At 45.9% G+C, this 18,797-nt stretch carries 25 protein-coding genes and 1 rRNA gene; all 26 read left to right on the top strand.

What is annotated here, in order from left to right; genetic code table 11:
* Positions 1–24 precede the first annotated feature (24 nt).
* The 26 genes from rpsH to SK066_RS20140 all read left to right on the top strand — a co-directional run bounded on the left by rpsH (position 25) and on the right by SK066_RS20140 (position 18,707).
* The gene (gene rpsH / locus SK066_RS20265) at positions 25–423 is read left to right on the top strand and encodes a 30S ribosomal protein S8 (RefSeq protein WP_188777889.1); all 399 of its coding nucleotides are present in this window, start codon (positions 25–27) and stop codon (positions 421–423) included.
* 31 nt (positions 424–454) lie between these two features.
* On the top strand, positions 455–997 hold the full coding sequence (gene rplF, locus SK066_RS20260) for a 50S ribosomal protein L6 (RefSeq protein WP_188777887.1): 543 nt from the start codon (positions 455–457) through the stop codon (positions 995–997).
* 81 nt (positions 998–1,078) lie between these two features.
* The gene (rplR, locus tag SK066_RS20255) at positions 1,079–1,444 is read left to right on the top strand and encodes a 50S ribosomal protein L18 (RefSeq protein ID WP_188777885.1); all 366 of its coding nucleotides are present in this window, start codon (positions 1,079–1,081) and stop codon (positions 1,442–1,444) included.
* Positions 1,445–1,470: 26 nt separating this feature from the next.
* On the top strand, positions 1,471–1,968 hold the full coding sequence (gene rpsE, locus SK066_RS20250; RefSeq protein WP_188777883.1) for a 30S ribosomal protein S5: 498 nt from the start codon (positions 1,471–1,473) through the stop codon (positions 1,966–1,968).
* 12 nt (positions 1,969–1,980) lie between these two features.
* A complete protein-coding gene (rpmD, locus tag SK066_RS20245) occupies positions 1,981–2,166 on the top strand; it encodes a 50S ribosomal protein L30 (protein ID WP_188777881.1) in 186 nt (61 codons plus the stop codon).
* A gap of 46 nt (positions 2,167–2,212) precedes the next feature.
* Positions 2,213–2,653: a 50S ribosomal protein L15 gene (rplO, locus tag SK066_RS20240; protein ID WP_188777879.1), complete on the top strand. Its 441-nt coding sequence runs from the start codon at positions 2,213–2,215 to the stop codon at positions 2,651–2,653.
* Positions 2,653–3,951, top strand: a complete 1,299-nt coding sequence (secY, locus tag SK066_RS20235) for a preprotein translocase subunit SecY (protein ID WP_188777877.1) — start codon at positions 2,653–2,655, stop codon at positions 3,949–3,951. Before rplO ends, secY begins: the two co-directional genes overlap by 1 nt.
* A 91-nt stretch (positions 3,952–4,042) precedes the next feature.
* A complete protein-coding gene (locus SK066_RS20230) occupies positions 4,043–4,687 on the top strand; it encodes an adenylate kinase (protein ID WP_188777875.1) in 645 nt (214 codons plus the stop codon).
* A 5-nt stretch (positions 4,688–4,692) separates the two neighbouring features.
* Complete coding sequence (gene map / locus SK066_RS20225) at positions 4,693–5,445, top strand: type I methionyl aminopeptidase (RefSeq protein WP_188777873.1); 753 nt, start codon at positions 4,693–4,695, stop codon at positions 5,443–5,445.
* Positions 5,446–5,454: 9 nt separating this feature from the next.
* Positions 5,455–5,751, top strand: a complete 297-nt coding sequence (locus tag SK066_RS20220; RefSeq protein ID WP_373289174.1) for a KOW domain-containing RNA-binding protein — start codon at positions 5,455–5,457, stop codon at positions 5,749–5,751.
* Positions 5,752–5,764: 13 nt separating this feature from the next.
* Positions 5,765–5,980 carry a translation initiation factor IF-1 gene (gene infA, locus SK066_RS20215; RefSeq protein WP_017815385.1) on the top strand — a complete coding sequence of 72 codons (216 nt, stop codon included), beginning with the start codon at positions 5,765–5,767 and terminating at the stop codon, positions 5,978–5,980.
* 115 nt (positions 5,981–6,095) lie between these two features.
* Positions 6,096–6,209, top strand: coding sequence for a 50S ribosomal protein L36 (rpmJ, locus tag SK066_RS20210; RefSeq protein WP_003333770.1), 114 nt, complete (start codon positions 6,096–6,098; stop codon positions 6,207–6,209).
* A gap of 22 nt (positions 6,210–6,231) precedes the next feature.
* Positions 6,232–6,597 carry a 30S ribosomal protein S13 gene (gene rpsM, locus SK066_RS20205; protein ID WP_188777868.1) on the top strand — a complete coding sequence of 122 codons (366 nt, stop codon included), beginning with the start codon at positions 6,232–6,234 and terminating at the stop codon, positions 6,595–6,597.
* A gap of 16 nt (positions 6,598–6,613) precedes the next feature.
* Positions 6,614–7,009, top strand: coding sequence for a 30S ribosomal protein S11 (gene rpsK / locus SK066_RS20200; protein WP_017815387.1), 396 nt, complete (start codon positions 6,614–6,616; stop codon positions 7,007–7,009).
* 133 nt (positions 7,010–7,142) lie between these two features.
* On the top strand, positions 7,143–8,087 hold the full coding sequence (locus SK066_RS20195; RefSeq protein WP_188777866.1) for a DNA-directed RNA polymerase subunit alpha: 945 nt from the start codon (positions 7,143–7,145) through the stop codon (positions 8,085–8,087).
* A 33-nt stretch (positions 8,088–8,120) separates the two neighbouring features.
* Positions 8,121–8,486 carry a 50S ribosomal protein L17 gene (gene rplQ / locus SK066_RS20190; protein WP_188777864.1) on the top strand — a complete coding sequence of 122 codons (366 nt, stop codon included), beginning with the start codon at positions 8,121–8,123 and terminating at the stop codon, positions 8,484–8,486.
* A 149-nt stretch (positions 8,487–8,635) separates the two neighbouring features.
* The gene (gene truA / locus SK066_RS20185) at positions 8,636–9,415 is read left to right on the top strand and encodes a tRNA pseudouridine(38-40) synthase TruA (protein WP_188777862.1); all 780 of its coding nucleotides are present in this window, start codon (positions 8,636–8,638) and stop codon (positions 9,413–9,415) included.
* Positions 9,416–9,738: 323 nt separating this feature from the next.
* Entirely contained in the window at positions 9,739–10,176 is a 438-nt protein-coding gene (gene rplM, locus SK066_RS20180) for a 50S ribosomal protein L13 (protein WP_188777860.1), read from the top strand.
* A gap of 19 nt (positions 10,177–10,195) precedes the next feature.
* Positions 10,196–10,588, top strand: a complete 393-nt coding sequence (gene rpsI / locus SK066_RS20175; RefSeq protein ID WP_017815392.1) for a 30S ribosomal protein S9 — start codon at positions 10,196–10,198, stop codon at positions 10,586–10,588.
* A gap of 1,177 nt (positions 10,589–11,765) precedes the next feature.
* Entirely contained in the window at positions 11,766–12,458 is a 693-nt protein-coding gene (locus SK066_RS20170; RefSeq protein ID WP_320542792.1) for a phosphoadenylyl-sulfate reductase, read from the top strand.
* 102 nt (positions 12,459–12,560) lie between these two features.
* On the top strand, positions 12,561–13,736 hold the full coding sequence (gene sat, locus SK066_RS20165; protein ID WP_320542791.1) for a sulfate adenylyltransferase: 1,176 nt from the start codon (positions 12,561–12,563) through the stop codon (positions 13,734–13,736).
* Between the two features lie 394 nt (positions 13,737–14,130).
* Positions 14,131–15,240 carry a P-loop NTPase gene (locus tag SK066_RS20160; RefSeq protein WP_188777853.1) on the top strand — a complete coding sequence of 370 codons (1,110 nt, stop codon included), beginning with the start codon at positions 14,131–14,133 and terminating at the stop codon, positions 15,238–15,240.
* A gap of 33 nt (positions 15,241–15,273) precedes the next feature.
* Positions 15,274–15,516 carry a hypothetical protein gene (locus tag SK066_RS20155; RefSeq protein WP_320542790.1) on the top strand — a complete coding sequence of 81 codons (243 nt, stop codon included), beginning with the start codon at positions 15,274–15,276 and terminating at the stop codon, positions 15,514–15,516.
* Positions 15,517–15,670: 154 nt separating this feature from the next.
* A complete protein-coding gene (locus SK066_RS20150; protein ID WP_320542789.1) occupies positions 15,671–16,285 on the top strand; it encodes a stage II sporulation protein M in 615 nt (204 codons plus the stop codon).
* 199 nt (positions 16,286–16,484) lie between these two features.
* Positions 16,485–16,715, top strand: a complete 231-nt coding sequence (locus SK066_RS20145) for a hypothetical protein (RefSeq protein WP_188778812.1) — start codon at positions 16,485–16,487, stop codon at positions 16,713–16,715.
* Between the two features lie 439 nt (positions 16,716–17,154).
* Positions 17,155–18,707, top strand: a 16S ribosomal RNA gene (locus SK066_RS20140).
* The last annotated feature ends 90 nt before the right edge of the window (positions 18,708–18,797 follow it).

Below are 18,797 nucleotides of genomic sequence, written 5' to 3'. Positions count from 1 at the left end.
TTAACAGGAAGGAGGTTCACACACATGTCTATGTCAGATCCAATTGCTGATATGCTTACACGTATTCGTAACGCCAATACAGTGCGTCACGAAACAGTAGAAGTTCCAGCTTCCAAAATGAAAAAGCAAATCGCTGATATTCTGAAGCGCGAAGGCTTCATCCGTGATGCTGAATTCGTTGAGGACAACAAACAAGGAATTATCCGTATCTTCCTGAAGTACGGTCAAAATAACGAGCGCGTAATTACTGGCCTGAAACGTATCAGTAAACCAGGACTTCGTGTTTACACAAAGAGCAACGAGGTTCCTCGCGTTCTTGGTGGACTCGGAATCGCGATCATCTCTACTTCCGGTGGAGTAGTAACTGATAAAGAGGCTCGTCAAGCAAAAAGCGGCGGCGAAGTTATTTGCTACGTTTGGTAATTGACGTCATAAAATAAGGAGGTGCAATGCAATGTCCCGTATTGGTCGTAAACCAATTGAAGTACCAAGTGGTGTAGAGGTGACTCTGAACAACACTACTCTTACGGTGAAAGGTCCGAAAGGAAGCCTGTCCCGTGAACTTCACCAAGATATGAAAGTAGTCATCGAAGGTAACGTGATCACGATTGAGCGTCCTTCTGACAACAAACTGCATCGTTCCCTGCACGGAACTACACGCAGCGTAGTAAGCAACATGGTAAGCGGAGTAACTACTGGTTTCTCCAAAGCCCTGGAACTGGTTGGTGTCGGATACCGCGCAAGCAAATCTGGCGATAAAATCGTTCTGAACGTTGGTTACTCTCACCCGGTAGAAATCACTCCAGAAGCTGGCATCGAATTCGATGTTCCTTCGAACACACGTATCGTCGTTAACGGTATCGATAAAGAGCGCGTAGGTGCTTATGCTGCGAAAATCCGTTCCGTTCGTGAACCAGAGCCGTATAAAGGTAAAGGTATCAAGTACGAAGGCGAACGCATTCTGCGTAAAGAAGGTAAAGCTGGTAAGAAGAAGTAAGCTAGGGGATAATTTTGAATTACCCCAAGCTGCTTAGCTTGAAGCTAGCTCATGTATAATGAAAGGAGTGAAAGATAAGTCATGATTACTAAAGCGGATAAAAACAAAGCTCGTCTGAAAAGACACCTGCGTGTTCGTAAGAACATCACTGGTACAGCTGCACGTCCACGTCTGAACGTGTTCCGTTCTTCCAAACACATTTATGCTCAATTGATCGATGACGTGGCTGGCGTAACTCTCGTTTCTGCTTCCACTCTGGATAAAGAGATCGGCGAAATCAAAAACGGCGGTAGCGTAGAAGCAGCTGCTCAAGTTGGCGAACTGATCGCAAAACGTGCGAAAGACAAAGGACACGAGGTTGTAGTATTCGATCGCGGTGGCTATTTGTATCACGGACGGATTAAAGCCCTGGCAGATGCAGCTCGTGAAGCGGGTCTTCAATTCTAATCTATTGCAAAAAGGAGGTAAACGACTTGCGTATTGATCCAAATACTTTGGAACTGACTGAAAGAGTAGTTCACATCAACCGTGTTGCTAAAGTAGTAAAGGGCGGACGTCGCTTTAGCTTTAGCGCATTGGTAGTAGTAGGCGATGGTAAAGGCTGGGTTGGTGCTGGTTTGGGTAAAGCTGGCGAGGTACCTGACGCGATCCGTAAAGGTATCGAAGATGCTAAGAAAAACCTGATCCACGTTCCACTCGTAGGAACAACAATTCCTCACCTGGTAAACGGTAAATTCGGCGCAGGCCGCGTTATGCTGAAACCAGCATCGGAAGGTACTGGCGTTATCGCTGGTGGTCCAGTTCGTGCTGTTCTGGAACTCGCTGGCGTAGGCGACATCTTGACAAAATCCCTGGGTTCTTCGAATTCCATGAACATGGTTAATGCTACACTGGAAGGCTTGTCTCGCCTGAAACGTGCTGAAGACGTAGCTAAACTGCGTGGAAAAACAATCGAAGAGCTGCTCGGTTAAGGAGGGAATCACATGGCTAAATTGGAAATTACCCTCGTCCGTAGCGTGATCGGCCGTCCAGAAACACAACGTGTTACTGTGAAAACTTTGGGTCTGCGTAAGCTGAACCATTCGGTCATTCAAGAAGACAATGCTGCAATCCGCGGCATGGTTAACCAAGTAAAACACTTGGTATCTGTAAAAGAAATTCAAGGCTAATTGATCGAAAGATTAGCCTATTATCAATAAGGAGGTGCAACGAACGATGAAATTGCATGAGCTTTCTCCAGCTCCTGGTTCCCGCAAAGAACGCAAACGCGTAGGTCGTGGTACTAGTAGCGGTACAGGTAAAACATCGGGTCGTGGTCACAAAGGACAAAACTCCCGCTCTGGCGGTGGCGTTCGTCCAGGATTTGAAGGCGGTCAAAACCCATTGTATCGTCGTTTGCCAAAACGTGGATTTGTTAACCCTACCCGTAAAGAGTACGCTCTGGTAAATGTAGCTGAACTGAACAGTCTGGCTGCTGACACAGAAGTGACTCCGGAGTTCTTGATGGAACAAGGTATGGTCAAAAACGCGAAGAGCGGCATTAAGATCCTCGGTAACGGTGATCTGACTGTAAAACTGACTGTAAAAGCGAATAAGTTCTCTCAATCTGCGGTAGAGAAGATCGAGGCTGCCGGCGGTAAAACCGAGGTGATCTAATGTTCAAGACCCTGAAGAATATATGGCGGGTGGAAGACCTTAGAAATCGGATACTTTTTACTTTGCTGGTGCTGATTGTCTACCGTATCGGTTCGTTCGTACCAGTACCTGGAGTAAACACGGAAGTTTTCACTGCTGTAAATAACCAGGGGCAAGAATTGTTCGGTCTTCTAAACACTTTCTCCGGTGGTGCATTGTCTCGTTTCTCGATCTTTGCCCTCGGAATCATGCCGTATATCACCGCATCCATCATCGTACAGTTACTGTCGATGGATGTTATTCCGAAATTTGCGGAATGGGCTAAACAAGGGGAACACGGTAAAAAGAAACTGGCGCAGGTCACCCGTTATGGTACAATCATTTTGGGTCTGATCCAGGCTTTTGGTACGTCTATCGGTTTTAACCGTTTATACAATACAGAGATGATTCCAGGCGCTACGTTCTGGAGTTACGCTCTTATTGCTATCGTATTGACTGCCGGTACATCTTTCTTGATGTGGCTAGGTGAGCAAATCACCGAAAAAGGAATTGGTAACGGGATTTCGATTATTATCTTTGCAGGTATCGTTGCGGCAATCCCGCAGCACATCCGCGATATGATTCAATCAGATTTCTTAGCTCAGGGCCAGACGTTCATGAACGTGATCAAGCTGGTTGTTGTTGTTCTCGTCGTAATTTTGATTGTAGTCGGTGTTATCTTTATCCAACAGGGTATTCGTAAAATTCCGGTACAATATGCAAAACGCGTAGTAGGCAACAAAATGTATGGCGGTCAGAATACACATATCCCGCTGAAGATCAATTCAGCTGGTGTTATCCCTGTAATCTTCGCTGTATCCCTGCTTCAATTCCCTATCATTATTGCAAGCTTCTGGTCCACACACGGTTGGGCAAAATGGATTACCGCAAATCTGTGGTATGACAAACCGCTGGGTATGGTCTTGTATGTAGTAATGATTATCGGATTTACGTTTTTCTATACATTTGTACAAATGAACCCTACGCAAATGGCAGATAATATGAAGAAGAACGGTGGTTACATCCCGGGTGTTCGTCCAGGCAAGCCAACGGCAACGTATCTGACGAAAGTTATGACACGTTTGACGATGACAGGCTCTCTGTTCCTGGCAATCATTTCGGTACTACCGGTATTCCTCGGGGCTATTTCCGGTTTGCCAAAATCGGTTCAAATCGGGGGTACATCGCTTCTCATCGTAATCGGTGTTGCACTGGATACGATGAAAACGATCGAAAGCCAACTTATCAAACGTCATTACAAAGGTTTTATCAATAAATAGACGGCAGGTTCCGGTGAATGGTTAATTCCGTTCTAACCGGCACCTTTCCGTGCTGTTCTTGCAATAGTCGTTTTGGGGGGAGTGAAGTAGCGTGAACATCATATTCATGGGACCTCCGGGAGCTGGTAAAGGAACTCAAGCTGCTGTTATCGTTAAGGAGCTTGGTATCCCTCACATCTCGACAGGCGATGCATTTCGTCTGGCGATCAAGCAGGAGACACCTATTGGTGTAAAGGCGAAGTCCTACATCGATCAAGGTCTGCTTGTACCGGATGACGTAACCAACGGAATTGTGGAAGAGCGACTCGCTCAACCTGATTGTGAGAAAGGTTTTTTGCTTGACGGTTATCCAAGAACGCTGGCTCAGGCTGAAGCGCTCGACAACATGCTGGCAGCAATGGACCGTAAGCTGGACCACGTAATCAATCTGAAGGTAGACCGCGATAAGCTGCTCGTTCGCATTACCGGACGACGCATTTGCAGAACATGCGGCGCTACGTATCACATTGTTTTCAATCCACCAAAACAAGAGGGCATTTGCGATCTTGATGGTGGTGAGCTCTACCAGAGACCTGATGATAACGAAGAAAGCGTAGCGACTCGTCTTGACGAGTACGGCAACAAAACTGCCCCGCTGTTGACTTACTACGGTGATCAAGGCCTGCTGAGAGACATTGATGGCGAACAGGGCATTGACAAAGTATCCTCTGATATTGTGTCACTGCTTCGGGGTTAAGTCGAATGATCATTTGCAAATCCGAAACAGAACTTGGCTTTATGAGAGAAGCAGGGCGAATTGTTGCTGAAACTCATGCTCTGATCAAGCAATACATCGAGCCAGGGATTACAACGGAAGAGCTTGATGTCATTGCGGATCGTTACATTCGCAGCCAGAATGCCTTGCCGTCATTCAAAGGATACAATGGTTTTCCTGCCAGTATTTGTGCTTCGGTGAACGAAGAACTCGTTCATGGATTCCCAAGCAAACGCAAACTGCAAGAGGGCGACATCGTGACTTTCGATATTGGAGCCCAATATCAGGGATATCACGGTGATTCGGCGTGGACATATCCGGTCGGCACCATTTCCGACGAAGCGAAGCGCCTTCTGGACGTTACGGAGGGAGCTTTATTTGCGGGTCTGGAGCTAGTGAAGCCGGATGTGCGTCTGTTTACTATATCGCATGCAATACAGCGTTTTATCGAGAATGCCGGCATGTCTGTCGTACGCGAGTACGTAGGTCACGGCATTGGAACCAAGCTGCACGAAGATCCAAAGATTCCGAATTACGGAATTGCGGATCGGGGACCACGCCTCAAGCCAGGCATGGTGCTTGCAATTGAACCGATGGTGAACGCTGGCGGACGGCATGTTAAAACGTTGGAAGACAAATGGACAGTAGTTACGGTAGACGGCTCACTGTGTGCCCATTTTGAACATACGGTTGCGGTAACACCGGACGGTATGGAGATTTTCACAACACTGAATGCGTAGGTGATTTTGTTGAAAGCAGGAACATCCCCGCAGGTTGGTCAAATTGTGAAGGTTTCAAAAGGCAAGGGAGCTGGCCAGCCTGCTGTAATCATTGCAATACCGGATGAGAAATTTGTTTATATCGCCGATGGCAACAAACGCAAGTTTGATCAGCCGAAGAAGAAGAATGTTCTTCATCTGGAGCTGACAGCGGTGATCAGCAGCGAAGTTGTAAACAGTTTGCAAGAAAGCGGACGGGTCACAAATGGAAAGCTGCGTCATGCAGTAGCCAAGTTTGTCGAATCTGCCGAAAACAATACGGTTTAAGGAGGAACTCATTGTGGCTAAAGAAGATGTTATTGAGGTAGAAGGCGTGGTTCTTGAACCATTGCCGAATGCAACGTTCAAGGTTGAGCTGGAGAATGGTCACCAAATTCTCGCTCATGTTTCCGGTAAGCTGCGGATGCACTTCATTCGTATTCTGACTGGAGATAAGGTGGTTGTTCAACTTTCACCTTATGATTTGACAAAAGGTCGTATAACTTATCGTAAATAAAACACAAATGCAAAAAAGTATGCTATAATAGATACTTATGTGGACTAATTTGTGCTGCAGATAAAATGCTGACGAAATAAGTTTTACAACCGTAAAGCTTAAGGAGGTAATTAACATGAAGGTAAGACCTTCTGTAAAGCCCATCTGCGAAAAATGCAAAGTCATTCGCCGCAAAGGGAATGTAATGGTTATTTGTGAAAACCCGAAACACAAACAAAAGCAAGGTTAATTAATCGAGGAGGTGTAGCGTAATGGCACGTATATCTGGTGTGGATTTACCACGTGATAAGCGCGTTGAGATCGCCTTGACATATATTTTCGGAATCGGTAAAACGACTTCTCAGAAAATTCTGAGTGAAACAGGTATTGACCTGAACACTCGTGTCCGCGATCTGACTGAAGATGAAGTAGGAAAACTGCGTGAAGCAATTGAAGGTAAAAAAGTAGAAGGTGATCTTCGTCGTGAGATCTCTTTGAACATTAAACGTCTGATCGAAATCGGATGCTACCGTGGTGTTCGTCACCGTCGTGGTCTGCCGGTTCGTGGTCAACGTACCAAAACAAATGCTCGTACACGTAAAGGTCCTCGTCGCACAGTAGCGAACAAGAAGAAGTAAGGGAGGTTAATGATCAATGGCTAAAGCGAAAAAAGTCGTACGTACTAAACGTCGCGACCGTAAAAATATCGAATCTGGCGTGGCTCACATTCGTTCCACGTTTAACAATACAATCGTTACGATTACGGATCCTCACGGCAACGCTATTTCCTGGGCAAGCTCCGGCGGTCTTGGATTCAGAGGTTCCCGTAAATCCACTCCTTTCGCAGCACAGCTTGCAGCAGAAACTGCAGCTAAAGCAGCTATGGAGCACGGCATGAAAGCCGTTGAAGTTATGGTTAAAGGTCCTGGCGCAGGCCGTGAAGCAGCGATTCGTTCCCTGCAAGCAGCTGGTCTGGAAGTTAACCTGATTAAGGATGTAACTCCGATCCCGCATAACGGATGCCGTCCACCAAAACGTCGTCGCGTATAATCGAGGCATGTCTCTACAAATGTAGTCAAACTCCGGTGCAGGCGTACCGCTTGCCTGGGATTGCTGCATGTCTATTGTATAAAGTTTTAGCGACAGTTTCATCGAAGCGACGTTTTGAAGGAGGGATATTGCAGTGATAGAAATCGAAAAGCCGAAAATTGAGACCGTAGATGTAAATGATGAAGGAACCTATGGCAAGTTCATCGTAGAACCTCTCGAACGTGGTTACGGCACAACACTTGGCAATTCACTTCGTCGGATTTTGTTGTCCTCCCTTCCGGGTGCGGCAGTAACATCTGTACAGATCGATGGTGTATTGCACGAGTTCTCAACGGTTCAAGGCGTAATGGAAGACGTTACCGAGATCATTTTGAACCTCAAGGCCCTCTCGCTGAAAATCCACTCCGATGAAGAAAAAGTGTTGGAGATTGACGCGGAAGGAGAAGGTGTGGTCACTGCTGGCGATATCCGTGCAGATAGTGATGTGGAAATCCTTAACCCGGATCTTCATATTGCCACCCTTGCTCCAGGTTCCAGACTCCACATGCGTATTTTTGCAAACCGTGGTCGCGGTTATGTATCGGCAGACAAGAACAAACGTGCGGATCAGCCAATTGGCGTGATTCCAATCGATTCGATCTACACTCCGATTTCCCGTGTTAACTATGGCATCGAGAATACTCGTGTTGGTCAAGTTACGAACTATGACAAGCTGACGATTGAAATCTGGACAGATGGCAGCATCCGTCCTGAAGAAGCCGTTAGCCTGGGCGCCAAAATTTTGACCGAGCACCTGATGCTGTTCGTTGGTCTGACAGACGAAGCAAAAGATGCAGAAATTATGGTTGAAAAAGAGGAAGATAAGAAAGAGAAAGTGCTTGAGATGACGATCGAAGAACTCGATCTCTCCGTACGTTCTTACAACTGCTTGAAACGTGCCGGCATCAACACGGTGCAGGAACTGACTACTAAATCCGAAGACGACATGATGAAGGTCCGTAACCTGGGACGCAAATCTCTTGAAGAAGTTCAAGAGAAGCTACAGGAACTTGGTCTTGGTCTGCGTCAGGAAGAATAGTCATCTAATCATTGATGAAGGAGGGAATACAAAATGGCATACCAAAAATTGGGTCGTAACTCCAGCGCTCGTAAAGCTCTGTTCCGCGATCTGGTAACTGACCTGTTCTTATATGAGCGTATTCAAACGACTGAAGCAAAAGCGAAAGAACTTCGTTCTATCGCAGAAAAGCTGATCACCCTGTCCAAACGTGGAGATCTGCATGCTCGTCGTCAGGTAGCTTCTTTCGTTCGCCGCGAGACTCTCGATGGCAACCAGGATGCAATCCAAAAATTGTTCTCTGAACTGGCACCTCGTTATGCAGAGCGTCCAGGTGGATACACTCGTATCCTGAAACTGGGACCTCGTCGTGGTGACGCAGCTCCTATGGTTTATCTGGAACTGGTAGACCGCGCGTAACATGCAGATAAAGAAGGGTGGACAGGGTCTTGTGATTCTGGCAAAGCCCTTTTTTTCTCTGTCTGGGTAAGGTTGTGTTTAACAACATGAAGGAGGGGGCTCCATCTGGAGCTCCCTCACTTTGTATGTGGATATAAAGGTGATAACCCATGCGTAATCTATGTATGACCGTCAATTATGACGGAACTCGGTATAACGGCTTTCAGACGCAGCCTGACGGTAATACCGTACAGGATCATCTGGAAAAAGCGATCGCCTCTATGATTGGAGAACGTCCCAAAATTCATGGCTCTGGGCGTACAGACGCTGGCGTGCATGCTGTAGGGCAAGTGTTCAACTTTTGTACGGAGTCACCGATTCCGGTAGATCGTTGGCCACTGGCGCTGAATGGTCGTTTACCACGTGATATTATTGTCACCGGTGCCTATGAAGTTCCACTCGAATTTCATTCACGTCGTTCAGCTAAACGTAAAACGTATCGGTATACGATCAATGCGAATCAGTATCCAGATGTGTTTTTGCGTCATATGCAGCTGCATCATCCAGGTAAACTGAACATCGAAGCAATGAATGTGGCGTTTCAGCATTTTGTAGGCACGTATGACTTTACCAGCTTTGCGTCTCGTTATTCGCAAAAGCAAAGTCATGTGCGTACAGTGCTGGAAACCAGGCTGGAGATCGATCTGTCGCAAACCAGGCAGAATACAAGGGACCAGGGCATTCTTCACTTTTACATCACAGGCAATGGTTTTTTGCAGCATATGGTGCGGATCATTATGGGAACGCTCATTCAGGTTGGGGAAGGCAAATATACACCGGATGATATTCCAGGTATGATTGCTGCCTGTGATCGGAGTGCAGCTGGGCCTACAGCGGTCAGCAAAGCGTTAACGATGTGGGGCGTGCATTATGATGAATTGGAATTTTAGGCTTATCGTATTGAGAAACCTTTCAATAAAAAAGTCTGAAAAAACCATAAATAATGCTTGATTAACGTTGAACCATCCTGTAAAATAAAAGTTGTGTTTTCTTGATGGCTCTCCCACAGCCCCCAATCAAGATAACCATTAAAAGGCTTTATCCATTGACTAACAACAATGTAACATCGTGTATAAACAACACAACCAATTAAAGAACGATCATATATACAGATGCAGCTTATGCACTGTGAACATTACATTTATTGAATATCTTCTTGAGCGTCAGAGCACGAGAACAACAGATGTTCAAAAAGACTAAGGAGGAACTTCTCATGCGTACAACTTATATCGCGAAGCCAAGTGAAGTAGAACGCCAGTGGTATATTATTGATGCTGAAGGCAAAACGCTGGGCCGTCTGGCAAGCGAAGTTGCAGCACTGATCCGTGGTAAACACAAACCATCTTTCACACCTCATGTGGACGGCGGCGATTTCGTAATCGTAATCAACTCCGAAAAAATCCGCTTGACTGGTAAAAAAATGCAAGACAAGAAATACTATCGTCACTCCATGCACCCAGGTGGTCTGAAAGTGACTACTGCTCAACAGATGATCGACAGTAAACCTGAGCGTGTAATCGAAGCTGCTGTTCACGGCATGCTGCCAAAAACTCGTCAAGGTAATGCAATGAAGTTGCGCCTGAAAGCTTATGCTGGCGTAGAACATCCACATGCAGCACAAAAACCAGAAGTTTACGAACTTCGCGGATAATTAAAAGGAGGACAGTTTCATGGCACAAGTACAATACTATGGGACAGGTCGTCGTAAACATTCGGTAGCACGTGTTCGCCTTGTACCGGGTGAAGGACGCATTGTCATTAACAAACGCGACATCAATGAATATTTCGGTTTGGAAACACTCAAGCTGATCGTTAAGCAACCACTGAACCTGACTGAAACTCTGGGTAGCTACGATGTAATCGTACTGGCTCACGGTGGCGGTATCTCTGGTCAAGCTGGCGCAATTCGTCACGGTATCTCCCGTGCTCTGCTGAAAGCAGATCCTGAACTGCGCGGTTCCCTGAAAAAAGCAGGATTCCTGACTCGTGACCCACGTATGAAAGAGCGTAAAAAATACGGTCTTAAAGCGGCTCGTCGCGCACCTCAGTTCTCCAAACGTTAATATTCCTTGTATATTACAAGGTGTACCGAAACCTCTGGCCTTTTCAGGTCAGGGGTTTTGTTTTGCTTGTGAACATTGGCTAAGCATGATTCGTTACCAGCTGGATACTCGCTACATTTCGTTATAAGTGAACATACATATGAACCCCACCTCATAAGTATCACTTCGTTATATCCTCATTCATACCCAATATAAACTACAGCTATGCAGCCTATATTGGAATATATGCGATATACTCATCCACGATGCAGCATCACCAGAATACCGATCATTCAATCCCATACTAGTTGTAAAATATCTATGATGTAAAAGTCCATAGCTACAATCCTATTAATTCTTTACTCCTTGCGGCATACTGCCATACGCTTCATTTCATCAACATGGATCCGTATGCTGGCGCTAGCTCTATACATGGTAAACCAGTCCGTATTTTATGCGTCTGATTTGGATTCACTATCCTGCATAGCAAGCAATACTATCGTTGCGCAATACAGCTTGAATCCAATAAAAGCCGGATTACTTATCCCCAATCTTCGCTTAACAAAAACATATAAAGCTTTTCATCCACAGCTGAAATTCATTTTTAATCCCCAATAGAGTCAATATTCAACAACAACCTGGGTATAAAGGGGATAACTTTGTGAGTATGTGAATGAATTCTGAAAAAATCATGATCATTTCAAAAGTTATCAACAGCTATCTGTAAACTGCTCATAGAAATCAATATAAGCTTGTAAATCAAGCTGGTGATAGGCATAAGAAGCTATTTTCACTTATAAATAACAATTGATCTCAAAAATATTGAATTTTCTCTTGTATTGGGGATCAACGACTTTTATAATATACATATAATTCTTAGTGTTTTAGTTGGTTTTAGTGTTTTTAAATACTACAAAGTCGATCAAGCGATGGAGACAATCATTGTATTCCATAACAAGCTCACAACAAGCGAATCATCAGCAAGTGAATTACTGGTTAAGAAGGTAATAAACATGACAATCGTAAGTCGGTCATCCTGTAAGCTGATCTATGCAGTTATTGTATATATCCAGCTATAGGCTGCAAACAGGCAGGTCCAACATCGTGCTGAATTGCAGATCCGACCACTTTCTTTTTATTTACCTACTTAAAACCAGTTTGGAAAAAAGAATCTAAATTCCATGATGGGGGAAATTATATGAATCTGTTGGAAAAAGAAGAGCTGGCTAGAGTAAAGGCAGAAGAACTGGAGCATGCTTCAGCGGAGCAGGTCATTCGTTGGGCGGTAGATAATTTTGATAGTTTGACCTTTGCATGCAGCTTTGGCGCGGAGGATGTTGTCATTGTAGATATGCTGCAAACGATCAGTCCATCGACAGATATCTTTTACCTCGATACTGATTTTCATTTTAAAGAAACGTACGAGACACGGGATCGCATGGTTGAACGTTACGGAATGAACTTTGTGCGTGTAGCTCCCAAGCTGACGCCGGAAGAACAAGCTGCTGCTCATGGAGAGTCTCTGTGGACTGTAGACCCAAATGCTTGCTGCAATATTCGTAAAGTGGAGCCGCTGACTCGTATTCTTTCCCAATACGATGCATGGATTACAGGTATCCGCCGTGACCAGGCACCTACACGCGCGAATGCGAAGAAGGTTGAATATGATACGAAGTTTGGTCTGATGAAGTTTAATCCGATTGCAGATTGGACATCCGAAGACGTTTGGAACTATATTCGAGATAACGATATTATCTATAACCCGCTGCATGATCGTAATTACCCGAGTATCGGCTGTGAGTATTGCACACGTCAGGTCATGCCAGGTGAAGATCCACGTGCAGGACGCTGGGCAGGGAATGATAAAACGGAATGTGGTTTGCATAAATAAGATAGCGCACATAAGCATCAATACAAATGTTCTCGCATATAGAAATACCCTATATGCAAGCAATCCAACGTTAACTATATTGAAAATAAGGGAGAGACTTCAATGACGTCCATAGCACCGCACGGAGGCAAGCTAGTTCAACGTATTGTAGAAGGCGAAGCACGTACTCAATTACTGGAGCAAGCCAAAGGATGGAAGCAGATTCCGATCAATAGCTGGACGGTTTCTGATCTTGATCTGATTGGTGTCGGTGCTTTTTCTCCATTAGAAGGCTTTCTAGAAGAGGCGGATTATCAGTCGGTAGTGGAGCGTATGCGTTTAGCGAATGGTACGGTCTGGAGTATTCCGATTACGCTAGCATTACAAGAGCAGCTAGCCGCTACGCTACAAATAGGAGAACAGGTAGCGCTTGTTGGTGAAGAAGATGGTGTGATCTATGGCGTGCTGGAAGTACGCAGTATCTACACAGTAGATCAGCAGCGTGAAGCGGTGAATGTATTCAAAACCGATGATCCCGAGCATCCAGGTGTGCAGAAGCTGCTGGTTCGTCCAACGACTTATGTGGGTGGTCCGATTCAAGTTGTAAACCGTCCGGTCCCTGCGAAGTTCGGCGAGTTTTATTTTGATCCTTCGGAGACGCGTCGTTTATTTGCAGAAAAGGGCTGGAAAACCGTTGTTGGCTTCCAAACACGTAATCCAGTTCACCGCGCACATGAGTATATTCAAAAAAGCGCGATGGAGATTGTGGACGCTCTTTTCTTGAATCCACTAGTTGGTGAAACGAAATCGGATGACGTACCAGCTGATGTGCGGATGCGCAGCTATCTTGTACTGCTGGAAAACTACTATCCAAAGGATCGTACATTCCTCGGTGTGTTCCCAGCGGCTATGCGTTATGCCGGCCCTAGAGAGGCTATCTTCCATGCGATGGTGCGTAAAAACTATGGCTGCACCCATTTTATCGTAGGACGAGATCACGCTGGTGTCGGCGATTATTATGGTACGTATGAAGCACAGGAGATTTTCTCTAACTTTACGCCGGAAGAGCTAGATATTACACCACTCTTTTTTGAGCATAGCTTCTTCTGCACTAAGTGCGGTAATATGGCATCCAGTAAAACATGCCCACATTCCAAAGAACAGCACCTTACGCTGTCCGGTACCAAGGTTCGTGCGCTGCTGCGTGATGGTCAATGTCCACCACCGGAGTTTACACGTCCAGAGGTAGCGGAAGTGTTGATTGAAGGTATGGCAGAGCATGTAACGAGCCGTGCTTAATTCAACTACTCGTGATCTGAAAGTATTAATTGCAAAAGTATAATGTAACGTCATACGGAATAGTAGATCCAATAATAATGGATTCCATAACGTAGCTCTATTTTCTGGAGCGTGTCGATAGTTAGCCCTTGTCATATACACGATGTAAAACAGGAATGAGCCGAAAGGCAGTTTCCAGTAGCGCATAGTGTTATATCGTACAAGGGCTTTTTGTTTGAAGCCAAAATGTATTTGTACAATGTGTTTATTGCGTTTATATAATACATATAAAGTGCGAGCATGATCGATTTGTAGTTCATTGCCTACGGAACCGTATACAATGCTATAATAGCAATATTATGGGTTGGCGATGAAAGAGGATCCATGAAATTCATCATAACAAGGAGTGCGCATCATGTTATCAAGAGACTATGTATTGGAACTATTAAGCAAGGTAAAAGATCCACAATATGAATTTCCACTCCTGGAGATGCAATTTATTCGTGATGTCATGGTCAAAGATACGCGTATTTCCTTGACTGTGGTATGTATAGAGCTGGGACAGGAATATAAAGAGGCGGTAGAGCAGTCTGTACGCGCTGCTTTCAAAATCGTGGAGCCGATCGATCTGCATATTCGTTTCAGAGAGCCGTCTGAGCGTGAGATGGCAACGGTAAGACAACTATTATCTCCAGATGAGCAAAGAGAGCCTACAGCCGAAGAGATCGAGCAGAAGGGGCATGCTGCCGGGCTAGAGAATCTGTCGATTATTCATCCTGAGTCTGGGGTGCGTTTTATCGCGGTTGCAAGTGGTAAGGGCGGGGTAGGTAAATCTACAGTTACCGTCAATCTGGCAACCTCGCTAGCTCGTCTTGGTAAACGAGTCGGCATTATCGATGCGGACATTTATGGCTTTAGCGTACCGGATATGATGGGAATTGAAGAATACCCTGAAGTGGAAGAAGGTCGCATTCAGCCAGTCGAGCGCTTTGGCGTTAAAGTCATGTCGATGGGCTTCTTTATTCGTGAAAATAATCCGGTCATTTGGCGTGGGCCAATGCTAGGACGGATGTTGCGTCAATTTTTCGCAGATGTAGAGTGGGGCGAACTGGACTATATGCTGCTGGACCTGCCTCCAGGTACGGGCGATGTCGCACTGGATGTGCATCAGATGCTTCCGCAAAGTAAAGAAGTTCTGGTCACTACTCCGCATGCGACAGCATCGTTCGTGGCAGCTCGTGCCGGTGCAATGGCTATTCAGACCAATCACGATATTCTCGGTGTAGTCGAAAACATGGCATACTACCAGACGCGTGATGGACAAAAAGACTATGTGTTTGGCCGCGGTGGTGGCGGCATGCTGGCGGAAAATCTACATACCGAGCTGCTAGCACAAATTCCACTCGGCGCCCCGGATAATCTAGCAACCGATCCTGATTTCTCACCTTCCGTATATGCCGAAGACACAGAAATCGGACAAATGTATCTGGAGCTTGCGCAGCGAGTACTGGAAAAATACAATTAATCAGCATGGAGCATGGAGCATGGAGCATGGAGCATGGAGCATGGAGCATGGAGCATGGAGCATGGAGCATGGAGCATGGAGCATGGAGCATGGAGCATGGAGCATGGAGCATGGAGCATGGAGCATGGAGCATGGAGCATGGAGCATGGAGCATGGAGCATGGAGTTTCAAACAGGGATGAAGCCGCAGGGCATCACCCTGTTTTTCTTTTCTTACTATAAGTATCATACGCACCATTCGCAATTCGTGATTCGCATCCCCGCTATGTTACACTGATATTGTCATTCTCTAACTATATAAAAGAAAGCCTGAATGCCGTCTATATAATCGATAGGGCTCTTACGAATCTAAACATCGGCACATTAATCTTCTATATATTGTGAGGTACCTGTTCAACATACTACCTATCATTTCATAGAGGAGTGAGTATATGCTATCCTTTCGTACCTTCTTGTACGATCTAAGACAAAATCGCTCGATGATTGTCGTGGCGACCATTCTATTCGTTTTTGGTCTTATAGCGGGTATCATCTGGTCAGAGCAGCTGGGTAACTACTTAGCCAGTCAACTAGATCAGCTTCGAACGATCAGTAGTCAGTTAAAACAGGGCGGCAATGTGCAGATGAACTACTTCCTGTTCATTTTCTTCAATAACGCCGTCAAAAGTATTCTCGTTCTTTTACTAGGCTTCTTTATCGGAATTATCCCAGCATTCTTCCTTGTAATGAACGGGATGATTATTGGTTATCTGCTCCAATCGGCTAGCGTTCATGGTGCCAATATTACTGAGCTCATCGTCAAAGGTCTTCTTCCACATGGAATCATTGAGATCCCAGCTATCATCATCGCATCTGCATATGGACTACGATTTGGTAAGCTTATGCTGGATACCCTGACAACATGGAATGCGCCTGGGCGGCAAAGACTCAAAAGCGAGCGACGCCTATTTCTACGCTCTATCATTCCAGCTAGCCTATGGATCGTAATTCTGTTGTTTGTTGCAGCAGTAATCGAGAGTACTTTAACATACTGGCTAATGAGTTAAAACAGTGTCTTCCTTTTTGCAACGATGTGTTTACAAGCATATAGAATACGGTTAAATCATCACTATCCAGACTATATCAACACCAGACTGCGGAACTGCTTGCTGAGCCATATACTTTCTTCTATAAAAGGAATGGTAATAGCACAAGTCTGGGAGACGAGATAGATGAAGTGAGGAGCTAACTTAGGGAGGACTTAATATGCTTGGAATGCTGCTGAATGAGAACGAATGCAAAGAGATGGCATACGTATTGCGAAAAGAACTGGATGAGATGCTATTCGATCTTAGCGATCAGCGTTTAAACCAGGACATCCGACAGGCGATCGATAAACGTTACAAAACGATCTTCAAAATGTATGCACGCTTTGCCCCACAAAAGGAACTAGCTAAATATGTACGTAGTGCGCGATATCCGGAAGCCAAAAACTAATTCAATATAGTTGACGGCTTCCGCTATTTATGATAAATTGATTTTCGCACTAATTAACTTTTAGCGCCGCTAGGAAGGAGATTGAGTTCAATTAACTCACTCCTGACTACAACGGGGCTAAAAAGTTTGAAAAAAGTGTTGACACTCTGAAGTTCACATGATATATTATAAAAGTTGTCACGAACGAGTGACAATGAAAGAAAAGATATCATGAGCTTCCTTCGTGAAGCGCTTTGAAGCGAAAAACACTTCAAAAAAAGTGCTTGACGAAAGAAACACAACATGATATGATATAAAAGTTGCTGCGAGAGACACTGAGCGGCAACGAAAGAGTTTGATCTTTGAAAACTGAACAACGAGTGAGTGAAGAACTTCGGTTCTTCAAAATATAGAGAACAGCAATGTTCTCGCCAGCAACAAAATGAGCACGTCAAACACTTTATTGGAGAGTTTGATCCTGGCTCAGGACGAACGCTGGCGGCGTGCCTAATACATGCAAGTCGAGCGGAGTCGATAGAAAGCTTGCTTTCTTGAGACTTAGCGGCGGACGGGTGAGTAACACGTAGGCAACCTGCCCTTTAGCCTGGGATAACTACCGGAAACGGTAGCTAATACCGGATACTTTCTTTTTCTGCATGGAAAGAGAACGAAAGACGGAGCAATCTGTCACTGAAGGATGGGCCTGCGGCGCATTAGCTAGTTGGTGGGGTAACGGCTCACCAAGGCGACGATGCGTAGCCGACCTGAGAGGGTGATCGGCCACACTGGGACTGAGACACGGCCCAGACTCCTACGGGAGGCAGCAGTAGGGAATCTTCCGCAATGGGCGAAAGCCTGACGGAGCAACGCCGCGTGAGTGATGAAGGTTTTCGGATCGTAAAGCTCTGTTGCCAGGGAAGAACGTCTTGGAGAGTAACTGCTCTGAGAGTGACGGTACCTGAGAAGAAAGCCCCGGCTAACTACGTGCCAGCAGCCGCGGTAATACGTAGGGGGCAAGCGTTGTCCGGAATTATTGGGCGTAAAGCGCGCGCAGGCGGCCGTTTAAGTCCGGTGTTTAATCCCGAAGCTCAACTTCGGGTCGCACTGGAAACTGGAGGGCTTGAGTGCAGAAGAGGAGAGTGGAATTCCACGTGTAGCGGTGAAATGCGTAGAGATGTGGAGGAACACCAGTGGCGAAGGCGACTCTCTGGGCTGTAACTGACGCTGAGGCGCGAAAGCGTGGGGAGCAAACAGGATTAGATACCCTGGTAGTCCACGCCGTAAACGATGAATGCTAGGTGTTAGGGGTTTCGATACCCTTGGTGCCGAAGTTAACACATTAAGCATTCCGCCTGGGGAGTACGGTCGCAAGACTGAAACTCAAAGGAATTGACGGGGACCCGCACAAGCAGTGGAGTATGTGGTTTAATTCGAAGCAACGCGAAGAACCTTACCAGGTCTTGACATCTGAATGACCGGTGCAGAGATGTGCCTTTTCTTCGGAACATTCAAGACAGGTGGTGCATGGTTGTCGTCAGCTCGTGTCGTGAGATGTTGGGTTAAGTCCCGCAACGAGCGCAACCCTTATGCTTAGTTGCCAGCACATCATGGTGGGCACTCTAAGCAGACTGCCGGTGACAAACCGGAGGAAGGTGGGGATGACGTCAAATCATCATGCCCCTTATGACCTGGGCTACACACGTACTACAATGGTCGGTACAACGGGAAGCAAAGCCGCGAGGTGGAGCCAATCCTTAAAAGCCGATCTCAGTTCGGATTGCAGGCTGCAACTCGCCTGCATGAAGTCGGAATTGCTAGTAATCGCGGATCAGCATGCCGCGGTGAATACGTTCCCGGGTCTTGTACACACCGCCCGTCACACCACGAGAGTTTGCAACACCCGAAGTCGGTGGGGTAACCGCAAGGAGCCAGCCGCCGAAGGTGGGGTAGATGATTGGGGTGAAGTCGTAACAAGGTAGCCGTATCGGAAGGTGCGGCTGGATCACCTCCTTTCTATGGAGAATCGTTTCCGGAGAGCGGAAACATTCAAATATAAGTCGTTTGAGTAATCAGACGCGGGTCACTAGTTGACCGACACTCACT

Source organism: Paenibacillus hunanensis (assembly GCF_034055775.1).
Lineage (GTDB): Bacteria > Bacillota > Bacilli > Paenibacillales > Paenibacillaceae > Saccharibacillus > Saccharibacillus hunanensis.
Note: the sequence above shows the minus strand (reverse complement) of the source record. Positions and strands in the feature narration are given on the sequence as shown.